The following is a 17,421-nucleotide window of genomic DNA, read 5'->3' as shown; positions in this document are numbered from 1 at the left end:
CTTTGAATACGGGTGTGGAGGTGGCATTGTGTAATATTTCCTCATTTGATGTGCAATTTTTCTACACTACTTGTTATCTTTGTGAAAGATGATTTAATAGGATTCGTTTATGGACACAAGAAAGATTGAGGATGTTCCTTTCGAGGAAGTACATGAGATACAAAGATATGGGACTTATTTCTCGGAGAAGAGTTTCTGGAAGAAGATAGAGCGGGTAGCGAAGAAAGTGGGGGCTACGGTATTGCGTCCTGTCTTCACGCTGTATTATATGTTGCAGGATGAAAAGGTACCTCTTCAACATAAGGCTTATATAATCGGGGCTTTAGGATACTTTATATTGCCTTTCGACTTGATCCCGGAGAGCGTGCTCCCCATTATCGGCTTCACGGACGATGTGGCGGTGATGACTTTCGTATTGAAAATGGTGAAGGATAGCATTACACCGGAGATCCGGAGAAAAGCGGATCAGAAAATACTGGATCTGTTTCCTGATCCGGCTTGATAGGGCGTTATAGCAACGGGCGAATATCGGGAAGCTCCTCGCTTCCCTTTTTCATTTCCGGAAGGAGGATTAAGGGGATCTCCGGGAATTTGGCCTTTAGATACTCCAAGGTATTCGCCTCGATCAGCGGGTCGATGCTTGGATATTGGTTATAGACGATGGCTTTTACCTCGATACCGTATCGCTCGCAGGCGTACAGGCTGAGCAAAGTATGATTGATACTTCCCAGCTTGCCGGACGTGACTAGTATCAGGGGATACGCCTGTTCCTTCACATAATCGATCGTAAGGGATTCCATGTCGTTCGGAACCATCAGTCCTCCGGCTCCTTCCAGTAATACATACTCGTAGGTCTCTCGCAATCGCCGGGTGGCTTGGGTGATCGTTTCTAAATCGATACGTCTTCCATCTTTCGCCGCCGCCATATGAGGAGAGCAGGGATAGGTGAAGATATAAGGACAAGTCAGTCCTTGCGTATCCTCGTCGGTAAAGGGGAGCCCTTGGATTTGGCGGTGTGCCTCGATATCCTCCGATACGTGCTCGCATCCGGTCTGTATCATCTTTTGGGTGATCACTTTCTTTCCGGCTTTCGCCAATGCCTTGGCGATCATTCCGGTGGCTACGGTCTTTCCGACGTTCGTGTCTATGCCGGAGATAAATAATACATTTTCTTTCGTTTGATGGTTCATTGTTCTGTTGTTTAAATAGTTGCTTGATTAATCTTTTGTCTCTATGGATATTACTCCTTGTCTCTAAGAGATTTATTCCTTTTCTTCTGCGCTATTGATCTTTTCACCTTTGTGAAAAGAACGTATCACCTTTGTGAAAAGATCGTTTCACCCTTGTGATACGATCATATCATATAGGTGAAAGGATCAATACCTCGGAAGAGGCGATCTACCTCACCTTTATCTTTTGACCACTAAGATATAGAGTGGACGGTAAGTTAATGTGACCCCACCATCCGCCGAGGGGAATCTCTCTTGATAATCCCGGCAGAAACGTTCCTGTTTTCCCCGTGTCCAGACGCAAGAGGCGTTGGCCGTGACACCCGTGTACTTTAGATGTCTTAGCACCTCCAGCGGGTGCCGGAAGGTCAGGGCGATATTTCCTTCCTCTTCATGGACGATCCGGAAGTAGGTGGATAACCACTCCCTTAATTGTCCGGCGGTAGGATAGGTGAGCCCTTCTCCGGTCAGTTCCTTGATCTCGTGAAGGTTGTCTGGCGTGAAGGTGTTGAAAGCCAGCATGCCTCCGGGCGATAGGGTGGACGATAGCTTATGGAGGAAACGTGGAAGGTCTTTCATCCATTGCAGGGCGGAGGCCGAGGCAATCAAGTCGAACGTGCCGGGAAAAGCCAGTCGCTCGGCATCACCGGCCAAGAATAGAGGAGGGGCGGAAGGAAACAACTCCTCGATGGCGCTTTGCCAAGTCTCGCAAAGATCGTTGAGTACCCATTCCTCGATTTGGCATTCTTGTTTTAATAAACGGGTGAATCCGCCGCTTCCGCAACCGATTTCCAGCACCCTGCGGAAATGAGAGGAGGTGTATACGGTCAATAGCTGTACCAGATGGGCGCATATCCGTTTCTGGGCATCCGCGTGATCGTCGTATGTATTCACCGCTTGGCTGAAACGCCGGCGGATCCGTTCTTGTTCGATTACTTCCATAATTCGTTCCATGATTGATAGTGGTAAAAAGGAAGATGAGGCGCCTTGATCTCTTGGATGGGGCAACGGCCTTGCCAGTAGTTCCGGAGGTTGGTTGCCGGGAATATCTTATCTTCGGTGGACAGGATGGCTTGATCCCAGAAGGCGGATATCCGCGGATCGGCTGATTCGAGCTTTTCCGGGAGGATCTGATTATATAGAGATTCCAGTTCCTCCTTGATCTCCTCCAGCGGACGTGGTGAGAGTTCCGAATAGCAATTGAATGTCTCCTTGTCTCCGCACATCCTGCGGTTAAAGCGACGCATACCTTCCTCGCTGATATGATGGAGGGTTCCCTCGAAGATCGCGGTCGGGATGCCTAGCGTATCGTGCATGGGAAAAGGGGTACCGTTCAGGGCGGTCGCCGTGGTAAAGGATCGGTGGCCTGCCCAGAGCCGGGTGGCTACCCATACGCCTAAAGACCAAGCGACCAGATGCACCTCCTTATAGGGGGCGAATGTCTCTTCGAACCCGAGCGTCCTGTAATCGTAGGCAATCCATAGGTCTGTCTGCTCCGGTACTTCCAGATGGCGGAAAAGCTCCGGCGAGGTGGACCAGCCGGCGAGACAGAGGATCAGACTAGGGGATCGCTTATTTATTATCTTATCTATATACATACTATCAATTCAATTTATATACATACTATCTATCCAGTTCTCTATCAGTCGGTGGGAGACGGGGCACGCCCCGTCTCTACAATCAGTTGATGAATATTTTTTATTGTGAGGTTTGCCGTAAGGGAGAAGCGGATACGGGAGGTACCTTTGGGCACTGTCGGCGGGCGAACGGGGAGGCAGTAGAAGCCTTTTCGTTGTAGCTCTTCCGCTTTCCGTACGCAATCCTCGCTCTCTCCCACGATGAAGGGGATGATGTGGCTTTGGCTGATCTCGCCTCCTTTGCCCGTTAAAGCCTCCGCTAACAATCGGCTATACGCTAGAAGATTCTCCCGTTCCTTCGTGAACGAGGGGAGTTGCTCCCAGATGAAGGAAGTCCATGCGATTTGGAACGGTGGCAGGGCCGTACTGAATATGAGCGGTCGCATCGTATTGACCAGATATTCCCGTATCGTACGGGAACAAACCAAATAGGCCCCCATAGACGCTAACGCCTTGCCGAAAGTACCGACCAATAGATCGATCTCTTGGATACAGCCTTGTTCCTCGGCGATACCTAGCCCCGTCTTTCCACGGGCTCCGATGGCATGAGCCTCGTCTACGTACAATAGGATATTGGGATATTGCCTTTTGATTGCTATCAGGCGGTTTAAGTCCGCTACATCCCCGTCCATGCTGAAAATGCTTTCGGTCAGGATGATGATTGTCTCGTATTGACAGGCGTTCTTTTGTACGAGGCGTTCCAGTTGGTCATAGTCGTTGTGGCGGTAACGGAGGAATGGGGAACCACTCAGCAAGATGCCATCGATGATGCTGGCGTGCACCAGCTTGTCGGCGAGTAATAAGGTCTGTTTATCGGTTAAGGCCGGGAGGATTCCGGTGTTGGCATGATAGCCACTATTGAAGATCAATGCGGCTTCCCGGTCGAAGGAGCGGGCGATCTGTTTCTCCAGTTTCGTATAGACGGAGAAATTACCCGTCAGCAAGCGGGATGATGAGGAGGAGTAGGGATAGAAGCGGTCTTGTGTGGATGCTTGAAACTCCTCTTGTAAATCCTGCCGGCTGGCTAATCCAAGATAATCGTTGGAAGAGAGATTCAGCATACGCATTCCCTCTTTTAATATCCATATTCCTTGATGCTCGACTTCCGGTAGGTGCCTAAGATTCCCGGAGGCTCGTAAAGCCGTAAGTTGCTCGTTATATGATTTCATATATCTATATATTACCCGGTTGTAGATATGTTAATTATGCGTTAATACTCTCAATAATCCGGAGGTTAGTCTGGATAGTTCATACGTGGAGATAACGAAAGGAGGCATGAGATAAACCAGCCGTCCGAATGGACGTACCCATATCCCTTCCTCTACGAATCGACGTTGCAATACCGCCATATTCACCGGATGCTTCATCTCGATCACCCCGATCGCCCCCAATACCCGTACCTCAGCGACTTCAGGCAGTTTGGCGGCTGGCGCTAACTCCGCCCGCAATTGTTCCTCTATAAGCTTCACTTTCTCCTGCCAATGACTGGCGATCAATAAAGAGATCGAGGCCGAAGCGATAGCGCATGCCAAGGGATTTCCCATAAACGTAGGTCCATGCATAAAGCATCCCGCCTCGCCGGAACAGATCGTGTCGGCTATCGGCTTCGTCGTGATCGTGGCGGAAAGCGTAAGATAACCTCCCGTCAATGCCTTTCCGATACACATGATATCGGGTTCGACTCCCGCATGTTCCCATGCGAACAACTTTCCGGTACGTCCGAAGCCTGTCGCTATCTCGTCGAATATCAATAAGACGTTATACCGGTCGCAAAGTTCCCGAGCACGAACGAGGAAAGTGGGGGAGTAGAAATACATGCCTCCTGCCCCCTGTACGACCGGTTCCAAGATCAAGGCGGCGATCTCGTCGGCATGCCGCTCTAGTAAATCCCGCAAGGGAGCCATGGCCTCCTCTCTCCATTCCTCGCCGAATCGGACCGAAGGTTGAGGTATGAAGTATTGGATGGGTAGGCTTCCGGAGAAGATCCCATGCATACCCGTCACCGGATCGCATACCGACATGGCGTGCCAAGTATCCCCGTGATAACCGCTACGGATCGTGGCGAAGGTATGTTTTCCCGGTATGCCTTTGGACTGCCAGTATTGGATCGCCATCTTTAAGGCTACCTCCACGGCGACCGAGCCGCTATCCGCTAGGAATATCTTTTCTAGGGAAGGGGGCAATAGCGGTAATAATTTAGCGGCCAACTCGACAGCCGGCTCGTGCGTGAATCCCCCGAACATGATATGACTCATCTTATCCAATTGGGCTTTAGCCGCCGCGTTAAGTACCGGATGGTTGTATCCGTGGACTGCCGCCCACCAAGAAGACATTCCGTCTATTAGCTCCCTGCCGTCCGCAAGGGTTATCGTCACGCCCTCCGCTTTGGATACCGGATAGACGGGAAGTGGATCGATGGTCGAGGTGTAGGGATGCCATAGATGATCCCGGTCGTATTGTAAAAGTTCGGTTGTTGTCATTTTTCCCAATCGGTGTTTTCGGTGAGTGAATAGCCTTCGGAGGTAAATAAGACTTTGTCTTCCTCTACCTTGCTTCCGATAGTCGTTAATAAGTCTCCGATGATCGCGGAGTTAATCCCTATATATAGGGATTTCCGTTGCGTGACCTCGCTTAATTGTGCCCGTCCGCCGGAGAAACGGAGAAATGCGTTCGGATTGATCAAGCGGAAAAGGGCGATCGTTGTTAGCCATTCCTCTTCTTCTAGGATCTGTGTATTCTCCATAGGAGTTCCCGGTATCGGCTGTAATAAATTGAGAGGGATGGATAAGACACCTTCTTGCTGTAAGAAACAAGCCATCTCGATTCGCTCCTCCATCGTCTCGCCCATGCCGATAATGCCGCCGCAGCAGATACGGAAACCGATTTCCCGGGCGGTATGGATGGTTTCCATCTTCTGCTCGATCGTATGCGTGGAACAGAGTTGACGGAAATAGGAAGGGGCAGTCTCGATATTGCAGTGATAATTCTCCACTCCGCTATCGTAAAGCGATTGGAGTTGGGAGCGGGTTAGCAATCCCATGGAGGCACAGCATTTAATATCGCTTTGCCGCTTGATTTGCCGGATCGTATCGGTGATCTGTTCCAATTCTTTATCCGATACTCGCTTGCCGCTAGTCACCAAGGCAAAACGCCGGATACCCTGTTTCCGGTTATATACCGCATGATAGACACATTCCTTGGCCGGAAGCAAAGGATATAAGTTTACGAGGGTCTTGTAATGTCCCGACTGTGCGCACCATTTACAATCCTCGCTGCAATTACCGCTTTTGGTGTTGATGATGGAACAAGTGTCGAACTTATTCCCCATAAAATGGCGGGTGATTTGGTGGGCGGCCTTGTAAAGCGCCTCTTTGTCCGGGTGATTCACCAAGCTTAAAGCCTGTTCCTCAGTAATCTTCCCACCCTCTAGGATGTACTGCTTTGCTTCTTCTATTGTCATTTTCTCTCATTTAATAATTCCACGTATATATATACCTAGTTGTAGAGACGGGGCGTGCCCCGTCTCATCCCCTCCAAATGGTAACTTAGGGTACGCATTAGTCTGTAGTGAGACGGGGCGTGCCCCGTCTCTACAACCGGATGGAAATAAGAAAGGCGGGAAGTATCCGAAAGAATACTTCCCGCCTTTACTATATTATATAATGTATAGTGAGCTACACGATGAGCCGGATGAGCGATCTCATTTGATACTAATACCGGGAGTAATGCCGTAAACAGTCCATGCGATACTGCGAGGCTCCGTTTGTTCTCCTCGGTATTCTCCCTCTCCTCGTCATCCTCTTCGAAAAATCCGTCCGTGAACATACCGATGCCGGTATGTAAAGACTGGTTCTTTTTCTCGAAGCGATCGGCTACGGAAAAGGATAATTGTCCGATCGTAACAGCCCTCTGTATACTGATGAAAGCCGCATACGCCTTCCGGCTCCATCTTCTGAAACGGAGTGCCTGCGAACGATATGTATACGACTTCCTCATCCTCTAATTTTCAATTCTCAATTGTCAAGCCACTTTATCCAGTTTCTTCATGATAGAGAACATGAACAACGCAGACAGTAAGCAAAGAACGATCAACACGCTCCATACCATCCATAATTGCATGCTTCCCCACAAATAACCGATGATAGCGACCAGATAGTTACCGATAGCCGTAGCCACGAACCAACCACCCATCATCATACCTTTGTATTTAGGAGGAGCCACTTTGGATACGAAAGAGATACCCATCGGAGAAAGCAATAATTCGGCGAAGGTCAATACCAGATAAGTCGAGATCAACCAGTTCGGAGAAACCAATACCTGCAATTTGCTATCTGCCGCTAAAGCGTCCGGTGTAGGCAAGCCCATAGAACCGATCGCTAAGATCAAGAAACCGCAAGCGGCGATCATCATACCCAATCCGATCTTACGAGGAGCGGACGGCTCTTTCTTCTTATTAGCCAGATAACCAAAGATCGCCAACGATACCGGAGTCAATACAACCACGAAGAACGGGTTAAATTGCTGGAAGGTCTGCGGAAGGATCGTTACGGTTTCCGGCAGAGCCATATATTTGATACCTAGAGCGGCTAATGCGCCCACGGTCACGATGCTGGCGATCGTCTTACCTTTGCTCGTTGTGGATTGTGCGATAGCGAATCCCCCATACACGGCGATAACCAATAACGTTAAGTTAATCACATCAAAGCCGATACGATCCAGTCCGGTCACTTGGTTGGCCGTATAGTCGCGAGCAAAGAACGTCATTGTCAGACCATTTTGATGGAAAGCCATCCAGAAGAACAATACCACGGCGAATACCAGCAGCAAGGCGGTGATACGTTGTTTCGTCTCGGCAGGTGACAATTCCTCTTGCGGAGCGTGGGAAGCCTTTGCTTGTTTGGTATTGACATCCGCATGCTTAAAGGTAGAGCGGAATCCCATATAGATAGCCATCGATATGATCAATGAGATACAAGCCACACCGAATCCATAGTTGTATGCCTCAGACAACTTCTCGATATACGTGGAACAGAACGTAGCCATATCGCCGGTGAAACCTTGTGCGCTTTGCAGAGCGGCGAGTGCCTCTTTGTTCTCTGCGGAGATTGTTCCGTTTAAGAATTGGTGAGCGAGTGCCGGAATTTGTGACTCGTAGAAAAGGTTATACTTACCCAACATCCAGTCTGTCATTTTAGTGGCAGCCGTAGGTGCGTACATGGCACCGATATTGATCGCCATATAAAACAAACTAAAGGCTTGGTCACGTTTACTTCTATATTCCGGGGCATCATAAAGATTACCTACCATCACTTGTAAGTTACCTTTAAATAATCCGGTACCGCAAGCGATTAGCGCTAGCGAGCCGAACATCATGATTTTTCCCGAGGCGGCATCTGTTGGGATGGCTAATAAAAGATAACCGACAAACATGATGATGATACCCGAGGTAACCATCTTTCCATAACCGAACTTATCGGCCATCATACCGCCAATCAATGGCATAAAATACACGAACGCTAAGAAGCTAGCGAAAATCGTTGATGTCTCAGCGGCCGTATAGCCGAATTTCGCTTGCAAGAATAGTGTGAAAATCGCAAGCATCGTGTAATAACCGAAGCGTTCGCCCGTGTTCGCGAGTGCTAGGGCATAGAGACCTTTAGGTTGTCCTTGTAACATGTGTTTTAGATAATATTAGTTTATACTTATTGAATAATTTGCTTTATGGCGCCGGTTTCCGGATAGAAAAGAACTTTGACGGGGGCTTTCTTATCCTCAAACATAACAGGGGCTAATCCTTCCCGTGTTCCGAATTGAGTGATTTGGGCCTCTCCTTTGTAGAGCGTTTTTTTGTTCATTAGTATTTCTATGCTGGCTTTTCCCGGAACATTGTAGACGATTCCTTTCAATGATTTGTCTTTCTTCTCGGCTTCCTTGGCATCAAGGATCGGAGCTCTTTCTGTCGCTTTCAAGTTCATATAGACAGGGGTACCGCCCAAATCGTCAGCGTCTACGATACCTAGCTGCTTGGAGAAACGGAACAATACTTCTTTATCTAGGTTGTCGTGGGGGATGATACTTACCTCATAATGCTCGGTTTCTTTGGTCAAGATTCCGGTGAATAGGTTTGTTAATGCTTTTTCTTGCTCCTCCAATTGCTGGATCACCAGTTTCATGGCTTCACCATCGGGAGGTAAATTATCCGCCTCGCCGGTCAAGATGTTCAAACGGCTTTCCCGGATACGGTAAATTTGTTTAGCGGCCACCTCCGCTTGTTTGGCGGTGGAGCCTGCCATTAGTAATTCCTCTGAGAAAACGGAAGCGTCTGTCACTTTTTGTTGGGAGCCTTTATTTTTCTTTGCGGCATCTAGCTCGGATTCAACTGGTGTATATTCTGCGTTTATCGAGCATAATAATCCATCTTCGGTAAGATAAGCGTAAGGGGCGACCGTACCTTGTTTGAATTCTACGATATAGGTATTATCCGCATCGGGTAATCCCCGGTTGATCAGACTGATTTTTCCGAGATCGAAATAAACCTTGTCTTCCGTGACCGCATCCTTTACGCCTAGATACTTCTCTGCATATTGATAGTAAGGCCCGGCTTTGCAAGTTACTTTCGTCACTTCGGCGTCTACGACTAGCGAGGTCTTGGGCAACGAGTAGGTGATTCCGAAATTATTGGCTTTTACAGCGTTCTTTTTTACCACCTTGGTTTGTGCCATAAGCGGCATCCCGAGGAGTAAACTAGCTATAATGATTATATTCTTCATATCCCAGTTTATTTTAATTCTGTATATTATTGCGCAAAACTAGGAAATATTTTGCTTAAAACCAATTGGAAGTATTCTTATTGCATGAAAATCCCGGACAACATTAAGAATTTCTAGATTCGCATTGTTCGGGATTCTGAGGATGTCCGGGGGAGAAAGCTTAAAATAGCACGTCTATATAGATCGGCAGGTGATCGGACGACTGGATATCGATCACTTGGTCGTTGATAATCCTAAATTCATGCCTTAGGTCGCCGAAGATATAATCTAAACGCAAACGGGGATGATCCGAGGGGTAGGTCTCTAACGTAGGGTCGGATAAGAGCCTCCACGTTTGTTTCATCGCCTTGAATTCCTTAGAGTCTGGCTCCATGTTGAAGTCTCCGGTGATCAGGATTGGTTTGTTTTCGCTTTTCATCGTCTCATTGATGAGTCGTATAGAGGCCAGGCGAGAGTCTGGGTCGAGCGAGAAATGTGTGTTACACAAGGTATAGTTCGGATATTCGAGACAAAGGAAGGTACGTGGCTCTTCCTTTCCCGGCAGAGGTATGTATTGGTAGCTGCGAGGTTTTTTGCGGGAGAGTGCGGCGATTCCGTATAATCCCTTAGAACGTTCTGTGGCAGGTGCGAAGATTGGATACATGCCGGTCAACCGTGCCAATTCTGCATATTGGTTGATCCATCCAGAGCGTTCGCATACACTGTCCACCTCTTGTAGCCCGACATAGTCCGGCTGGATCTTGTTGATCACTTCAGCGATTCGCTTCAAATTGGTCTGTTGGTCCATACCGATCCCGATGCGGATGTTGTAGCTCATGATTCTTAACGATTGTCGTGTCTTGCATAGGCCACTTCCCAAATTTAGGAGGGCGATGGTTAGGAGAAATAAGATTCGTTTCATGGATTTCTAAGGTATTTCGTGAATAGAAACCCCCGCAGACAACAAGAAGGACTATCTGCGGGGGCTACAGTAATAAAAATTGAAGATTAATAATTATCGTTCTGTGTTAATGCGCCTCCTACATAGTCGATCTCGCTTTGTGGAATCGGGTAGGGGTATGTCTTATCGGTGACGAGTGTCCCGGCACCGGAATACTTGCCCTCATCAGTCTTGCCGAATTTCTGCATTGTAGATACGAAGGTGCCCCAGCGAATTAAGTCGTAGAAGCGTAATCCCTCGCCTGCAAGTTCGATACGGCGTTCGTGGCGAACGGCGGCACGCAGATCATCGGAAGCTTTCACTTTATACTTAGCGTTGAAAGTATCCTCGGTCACTCGATCGCTCTCCTTGAGGTTGAACTTACGGTATTTAGCGTAGCTATCTGTCAAAGAGGTTGTCACGAAGGCACGATAACGTACTTGGTTGATCAGGTCGGCCGCTAGTTGTTTGTCGCCATCCGTCTCGATCAGGCATTCAGCGTACATCAGCAATACATCGGCATAGCGGATGTGATAGTGGGTCCAATCCGTGTTCAATAAATCGTTTAGTGGCCGTCTGGAGAAGTCTGGATACTGCTTACGGCTGTGTTGCTGTGGGAAATTGTCGTAGCCGGAATAGTCGTGTACCTCTTCGGAACCATCGTTCTTGACGAATATATCGCCGGATGACAATACCGTGTGTACCAAGCGTGGATCGCCTACCTCATATTCGTCTACCAAATCCTTCGTCGGACACTCGCCGCCCCATCCGCCGGCAATACCGCGACCGACATTCATTTGTGGACAAACGCTACCGCTAGTGTAGCTAGGAATGTAAGAGCGCAGGGTGATGAAGACGGACTCTTTTGACATATAGCCCTCTGTGGCGTTATTGAATAGCTTCTCGTAGTCATCTACTAATTCATAGCTTCCGGATTCGACAACTGCCTTCAGGTCTTTCAGAGCCTCTCCGTAGTTGCCGTAGAACATCAATACCCTAGCACGGAAAGCCATGGCGGCCTCTTTGGTGATTCGCCCAATCTCGCTGGTCGGAAGGCTTTTTGCATTAGGTAGATTAGGTTCGGCGATTGCGGTGTTCAGGTCTTTCAGGATAAAGTTCATGACCTCCTCTTTGCTGGATTTCGTGATCGTACTTTTGTCGACGACTTCCATGGGCTTGTCAATTAGTGGAATATTCTGGAAGATTGTAGCTAGGTCGTAGTAATAGAACGCACGCATGAATTGAGCCTCTGCGATCCATCGCTGTTTGGTTTCTGTGCTGACCAAGCCTCCGGCATCATCGATCAATTCTGATTCAGGTGTGATTAGCGACAGGAATACGTTGCAGGCTGAGATCGCTGTTTGGTAGCGATGAGTCCAAAGGTCGGACAAGACTTGATTAGTCGCCATTGGTGTTCCGCGGGCGATTTCCGTGATACGAACGCGGTCTCCTGCATCAGAGCCGCCTTTGGAGCAGTCGTCGCTCAATTGATCTCCCAAGACAAATTTCATGTCCTGATAGTTCCAGCTATCTTGTAAGGGCTGATAGCAATTGACCAAAAGTTTGTAGCCGGCATCCTTGGTACTCAGATAAGTTACCTCATCCAATGTTCCCAATGGCGGGCGGTCTAGAAAGTCGCTGTTACAGCTTGTCGTAAGGGCACCGACGCATGCGATCGATACAAGTAATTTCCCTATGTTAACTATAGATTTCATAATAATTCATTTTAAGATTATAATTTCAAACTAAGACCGAACATGAATGTACGCGGTTGCGGATAGAATCCCATATCACAGCCTTTGTAAAGAGGCGAGTTATTGATCTCTCCGATCTCAGGATCTAGTCCGGAATAACCGGTGATCGTGAATAAGTTCTGTGCGGCAACAAAGAAACGAAGGTTGTTGATCGTGATCTTCTTAGTCCATTCGGACGGAAGCGTATAACCGATTGTCAGGTTCTTCAAGCGAACATAAGAACCATTTTCCACATACCAATCGGACATCTCCAAGTTCATGCGGCTATCCGCATCGATTGCGAAGTTCTCGTTTGTACTACCCGGTCCGTTCCAGTAGGTTGTTAATATATCCTTCGGAGCATTGTACCAACCGGTACCTGAATAGATGTCATATTTCAATATGTTTAAGATGTCATTGCCGACTGATCCTTGGAAGAAGGCGGAGATGTCGAATCCTTTCCATTCTGCGCCTAAGGTCAAACCAAAGGTGAAGTCTGGATGAGGATTTCCTGTCATCGTGCGGTCTTCGTCGTCTAGTTTACCATCTTTGTTCAAATCTTGGAACTTTAAGTCGCCCGGCTTTGCGTTTGGCATTACCATTTGACCGTTGTTCTTGTAGTTGTCGATCTCTTCTTGGGTCTGGAAGACACCATCGGTTTTATATCCGTAGAAATAACCGATCGGTTGTCCTGGCTCTGTCATCGTATAGGAGAAGTATCCTAGATGGATGCCTTTACCCGGAATATTCGCTCCACTACCTAGGCTTTTTACCTTATTTTTATAGGTGGATACGTTTCCGTTGATATGATATTGGAAGTCGTTCCCGATCTTACCGTCGTATCCGAGCGTTACTTCAAAACCTTTATTGCTTACGCTACCGGCATTCATCCACGGCGTGTTGGGGAATCCTAGTGAACTGGGCACGGGTACTTGCACCAACATATCACTTGTCTGACGGTCAAAGTAGTCGAAGGTTGCTCTCAAGGAACCTTGGAAAAAGGCCAAATCCAATCCGAAGTCCAGTTGGCGAGTAGTCTCCCATTTCAGATCCGGATTACCCACCTGCGTACGTCCGGCATACAAGTTCGTCTGATACGGATTACCGAAGAGGTAGTAGCTACCATTTCCGAACGTATTCATATAGGCTCCGGAGGAGATAGTCTGGTTCCCGATCTCACCCCAAGCTGCTCTTAACTTACCTTGTGACAGCCACTCAAGGTTCTTCATGAAGCTCTCTTCCGAGAAATTCCAACCGGCGGATACGGAGGGGAAGTAACCCCAGCGATTACCATCTGCAAATTTAGAGGATCCATCCCAACGGATATTGGCTGTGATCATATAACGGTTGTCAAAGGAATAAAATACACGACCGAAATAAGAATTCAGCGTACTCGTGGCGTAGTAGCCTGATGCGGCGGGATTCATGGTACCGGCGTTGATGATCTGCTGGTTCGGGTTGTTGTTGACCTGTCCTTCTTTATAGGCGTAGATCTCCTCGTAGCGCTCTTTCTCTGCGGAGGTACCGACCATGGCTGTTACCGCATGTTTGTCGAATTTTTGATTGTAAGTTAGGTAATTGTCGAATACCCAGTAATCTTTATTCGCTACGCTCCGACTGGCGCCCGCATAAGTGGAGTACTCATCTCCATCCAGATAGTAAGAAGGACGGAAAGAGTCGCTTTGGTTACGGACTAAGTCAAGAGCGATACTGGATTTGAAGGTCAAGAAGGGTAACAACTTGACTTCGCCGGAGATATTACTTTTCGTGGCGATCCCGTGCCATTGATTTAATGCGGAGCGGTCTACCTGTCCAACCGTGTTCGGTTTGTTTGAGTAAATTACGCCTGTATAGCGAGACCAAGGATTGGTCGGCTCATAACCACCCATAATCCGGTTTTGCAAGAAATCTGGGATATCCACTAGGTTGTCGCGATATACCGGAGTGATTGGGTCTGCCGCAAGGGTACTGAACACGGTTGCTGTGTAAGAGTTATTCTCATCTAGGTTGCGCCTGGATTCGTACGTGACGTTCACATTTGCGGAGAGGTTCAACCACTTGGTTACCTCAGAGTCTACGTTCAACCGACCGGAGAGGCGTTCATAGTCGGAACCTTTCAAGATTCCTTGTTGATCCATATAGCCGAAGCTAGCACGGTATCTGAGTTTCTTCATACCTCCGGAGAAAGCTAGGTTGTAATTCTGACTGATAGCTTCCTTGGGTTTACGGGTGCTCTCTTTCCACCAATCCGTACCGGATCGTCCTCCGTTTTTCCCTAGGAAAGTAAGGATCTGCTCTCGCTTCTCTGATGTGGCGAAATCATCGATCAAGGCTTTCCCGGATGCGGCGTAAGCCCGGTTCTTATATTCCATGAAACCTTCGGCGTCTAGCATGTCATACGTTTTCACTACATCTTGGAAACCAATGTTCATATCAAACTCGATGTTGCTTCGGTAACTCTCGCCGGAAGCTCCTCGCTTTGTGGATACTAGGATCACACCGTTGGCAGCACGGGCACCATAGATCGCTTGTGCGGAAGCGTCTTTCAATACCTCTATGCTCTCGATATCACGGGCATTTAACCAACCGATATCACCTTGAGGTAGACCATCTACTACATACAACGGATCATTATTATTGATAGTACCGACACCACGGATACGGACATTACCGAGTGAACCTGGGCTACCGGAACTAGATGTTATGGTTACACCGGCTGCTTTTCCTTGCAAGGCGTCGGCGGCGCTGCGAAGCGGTAGGTTCGAGATCTCGTCTCCTTTTACTTGAGAAACAGCTCCGGTTAAATCTCTTTTCTTGAAGGAACCGTAACCAACAACTACTACCTCATCCAACTTTTGAGTGTCTTCCGCTAAAGTGACGTTGAGGTTGCTTTTATTGCCTACGTTGATACTTTGTTGGAGATAGCCGATGTACGAGAATTCAACGGTAGCATTGGAGGGAACATTCTCTAGAATGTAGTTTCCGTCCATATCGGTCATAGATCCGATTGTAGTACCTTTCACTACAACGTTTACTCCGATCAGAGGCTCCCCATCTTGTCCTACTACTTGTCCGGTTAGCCGTTTGCGATTTTGGTTGGTGGATGGCAACTCCGTATCTTTCATGGTCTTGTTGGTAAGTACTACGTGATTCTTGACGATCTTATACGTAATATCCGTACCTCTAAAGACATTGTTTAATACTTGTTCTATGGATTCTTCATGGATATTGACATCAACCCGTTTATTCAAATTGATTTGATTGTCATTATAAAAGAATTTATATTCACTTTGGTCTTCAATCGCCTTAAAAACTTCAGTGATAGTTCCTTTTGTGATATTTAAGGATATAATTTGTGCTGATGCCGCTACTGTGTACGGCTGGAAAAAGGTTAAGCACAAACCTAAAAATAATGATTTTTTCAGGGTTCTGTAATTAGTTCTACCGGAACCATTGACATTCCCCGATATGAAATATCAGAGATGGATAAACAAGAGGCTGTGGAAGATAATGATCCTTATTCGATACTTAGTATTTTTGAAATAGAACGAATCACGGAAAATACGATAGAGGAATTACCAGATCAATGTAAATCCATTTTTAAATTGAGTCGTATAAATGGACTCAAGAACCAAGAGATCGCAGATAAATTGGATATCTCCGTCCGTACAGTGGAAACACAGATATATAGAGCCCTTAAGATTTTGAAAAGTAGATTGAAAGATTATCTGGTTTCTTGAAAAAATATAATACAAAAATCTATCAATCTTGTAAGTAGCACATCGTTTTGAAGTGTCATACATATAGAATCGAGAAAAAACAATGAAAGAATATATAAAAAATATAATTGCGGAAAGTCTCAAAGACGAAGTAGATGTTGATAGGGAGTGGGAGCGTTTGTTTTCATCCATAGAGAAAAAAACTATTTCCAAAATGAAAACAAGAAGGCTATTCCTTCAATACATGAAATATGCCGCTGCCGTGGTTTTGGGCATAGGTGTTTCACTATCAACGTTGTATCTTACGAATCAAGAGAACTTATCGACAGTTGGAAATTATAAATTAGTAACGAGCAAAGGAGAGAAGAGCTATTTGCAATTACCGGATGGTACGAGGGTTTGGCTTAACTCTTGTACAACTCTAGAATATGCGGAGAACTACGGCCATTCCAATCGTAGCATTTATTTGGATGGAGAAGCTTATTTTGAAGTCGCAAAGAATAAAGACTTACCATTTGTTGTAAAGGCAAACGGTATTGATGTGAAAGCGATTGGTACGGCCTTTAATGTTTCCGCTTATATGGAAGACTCGCAACTAACCACAACCTTGTTCAATGGCAAGGTCGCCGTACAACCTACGTTGACTAAACAAGAGGTCTTACTTGAGCCTAACCAAGTGGCGGTTTATGATAAAAGTAGAAATAAGATAGAAGTAGTACCTTACGATAAGAAACTATTCGCTCAATGGAGAGGAGGTTTCTTGTCTTTTAAAATGATGTATCTGCAAGATATAACAAAGTTGTTGGAAAGGAACTATAACGTTGTATTTCGTTATGAAAATCAAGGGATAAAAAAATTAAGGTTTAGCGGTAGTTTCCGTAACAACGAAGATTTATCGGAGATTCTCAATGTGATAAAGACGAATACGGGTATTCGCTATCAAATACTGAAAGATACTATAGTAATCAAATAATAAATCATTGAATTATTAATCTTAAAAACAGTCTTGCTTATGAGAAATGGATGATTTTTAGTGTAATACGGATAAAAAACGTAACATTGTTAGATCTTATTATTAATCTTAAATTTATTAATTATGGCTAATCAGATAGGGAGTTCCGGTAGAACGAAGGTAATTGAGGCATTCGTTCTGTATAGCCCTGTATAAATAAGCGTTTAAAGACGTGTGAATATCGATGTTCTCACGCTTTTCCCAGAAGCGGAGGAAGACGTTTTGTAAGATGTCTTTTGCGTCTTCCGGGGCGGGGATAAATTTTCGGCAATGTATATAAAGTTGGAGATAAACAGACTTGAACAGGGTATTAAAGGCGGCTATATCTCCTTGTTTGATCAATTCGATTATTTTGTTGTCAGATGCCATTTTATTCCCGTGTATTATTAGAAAGGTGGAGCG

The 17,421-nt window shown here is 46.6% G+C and carries 16 protein-coding genes; 3 read left to right on the top strand and 13 right to left on the bottom strand.

Annotation, left to right across the window (positions count from 1 at the left end; all coding sequences use genetic code 11):
- Positions 1-109 precede the first annotated feature (109 nt).
- Positions 110-502, top strand: coding sequence for a YkvA family protein (locus QVP94_RS04230; protein WP_005854762.1), 393 nt, complete (start codon positions 110-112; stop codon positions 500-502).
- Between the two features lie 7 nt (positions 503-509).
- On the opposite strand, the gene bioD is transcribed toward QVP94_RS04230, so the two are convergent.
- The 12 genes from bioD to QVP94_RS04170 form a co-directional block, all read right to left on the bottom strand.
- Complete coding sequence (gene bioD / locus QVP94_RS04225) at positions 510-1,190, bottom strand: dethiobiotin synthase (RefSeq protein WP_005854764.1); 681 nt, start codon at positions 1,188-1,190, stop codon at positions 510-512.
- 219 nt (positions 1,191-1,409) lie between these two features.
- On the bottom strand, positions 1,410-2,171 hold the full coding sequence (bioC, locus tag QVP94_RS04220) for a malonyl-ACP O-methyltransferase BioC (protein ID WP_022192039.1): 762 nt from the start codon (positions 2,169-2,171) through the stop codon (positions 1,410-1,412).
- Positions 2,162-2,827 carry a DUF452 family protein gene (locus QVP94_RS04215; protein ID WP_022192038.1) on the bottom strand — a complete coding sequence of 222 codons (666 nt, stop codon included), beginning with the start codon at positions 2,825-2,827 and terminating at the stop codon, positions 2,162-2,164. Before QVP94_RS04215 ends, bioC begins: the two co-directional genes overlap by 10 nt.
- A gap of 44 nt (positions 2,828-2,871) precedes the next feature.
- Entirely contained in the window at positions 2,872-4,035 is a 1,164-nt protein-coding gene (locus QVP94_RS04210; RefSeq protein WP_022192037.1) for an 8-amino-7-oxononanoate synthase, read from the bottom strand.
- Between the two features lie 30 nt (positions 4,036-4,065).
- Positions 4,066-5,346, bottom strand: coding sequence for an adenosylmethionine--8-amino-7-oxononanoate transaminase (gene bioA / locus QVP94_RS04205; protein ID WP_022192036.1), 1,281 nt, complete (start codon positions 5,344-5,346; stop codon positions 4,066-4,068).
- Positions 5,343-6,326, bottom strand: coding sequence for a biotin synthase BioB (gene bioB / locus QVP94_RS04200; protein WP_022192035.1), 984 nt, complete (start codon positions 6,324-6,326; stop codon positions 5,343-5,345). The genes bioA and bioB overlap by 4 nt, the downstream gene beginning before the upstream one ends.
- Positions 6,327-6,361: 35 nt before the next feature.
- Positions 6,362-6,862: a hypothetical protein gene (locus QVP94_RS04195; RefSeq protein WP_022192034.1), complete on the bottom strand. Its 501-nt coding sequence runs from the start codon at positions 6,860-6,862 to the stop codon at positions 6,362-6,364.
- Between the two features lie 24 nt (positions 6,863-6,886).
- Positions 6,887-8,542, bottom strand: a complete 1,656-nt coding sequence (locus tag QVP94_RS04190) for a peptide MFS transporter (RefSeq protein WP_022192033.1) — start codon at positions 8,540-8,542, stop codon at positions 6,887-6,889.
- Between the two features lie 26 nt (positions 8,543-8,568).
- On the bottom strand, positions 8,569-9,636 hold the full coding sequence (locus QVP94_RS04185; protein WP_005854780.1) for a DUF4831 family protein: 1,068 nt from the start codon (positions 9,634-9,636) through the stop codon (positions 8,569-8,571).
- A 160-nt stretch (positions 9,637-9,796) separates the two neighbouring features.
- Positions 9,797-10,537: an endonuclease/exonuclease/phosphatase family protein gene (locus QVP94_RS04180; RefSeq protein ID WP_009018206.1), complete on the bottom strand. Its 741-nt coding sequence runs from the start codon at positions 10,535-10,537 to the stop codon at positions 9,797-9,799.
- Positions 10,538-10,623: 86 nt separating this feature from the next.
- A complete protein-coding gene (locus tag QVP94_RS04175; protein WP_022192032.1) occupies positions 10,624-12,270 on the bottom strand; it encodes a RagB/SusD family nutrient uptake outer membrane protein in 1,647 nt (548 codons plus the stop codon).
- A gap of 17 nt (positions 12,271-12,287) precedes the next feature.
- Positions 12,288-15,689 carry a TonB-dependent receptor gene (locus tag QVP94_RS04170; RefSeq protein WP_005854785.1) on the bottom strand — a complete coding sequence of 1,134 codons (3,402 nt, stop codon included), beginning with the start codon at positions 15,687-15,689 and terminating at the stop codon, positions 12,288-12,290.
- A gap of 81 nt (positions 15,690-15,770) precedes the next feature.
- Here QVP94_RS04170 and QVP94_RS04165 point away from each other — a divergent pair, with 81 nt between their 5' ends.
- Positions 15,771-16,028 carry a sigma-70 family RNA polymerase sigma factor gene (locus tag QVP94_RS04165; RefSeq protein ID WP_005854787.1) on the top strand — a complete coding sequence of 86 codons (258 nt, stop codon included), beginning with the start codon at positions 15,771-15,773 and terminating at the stop codon, positions 16,026-16,028.
- Positions 16,029-16,110: 82 nt separating this feature from the next.
- Complete coding sequence (locus QVP94_RS04160) at positions 16,111-16,980, top strand: FecR family protein (protein WP_005854789.1); 870 nt, start codon at positions 16,111-16,113, stop codon at positions 16,978-16,980.
- Positions 16,981-17,097: 117 nt separating this feature from the next.
- Here QVP94_RS04160 and QVP94_RS04155 read toward each other — a convergent pair whose 3' ends face one another.
- Positions 17,098-17,388: an RNA polymerase sigma factor gene (locus tag QVP94_RS04155; protein WP_005854791.1), complete on the bottom strand. Its 291-nt coding sequence runs from the start codon at positions 17,386-17,388 to the stop codon at positions 17,098-17,100.
- Positions 17,389-17,421 lie beyond the last annotated feature (33 nt).

It is taken from the genome of Parabacteroides sp. CAG:2 (assembly GCF_000436315.1).
Classification (GTDB): Bacteria; Bacteroidota; Bacteroidia; order Bacteroidales; family Tannerellaceae; genus Parabacteroides; species Parabacteroides distasonis.
The sequence above is the reverse complement of the archived record's forward strand: the minus strand, read 5'-3'. Positions and strand labels throughout refer to the sequence as shown.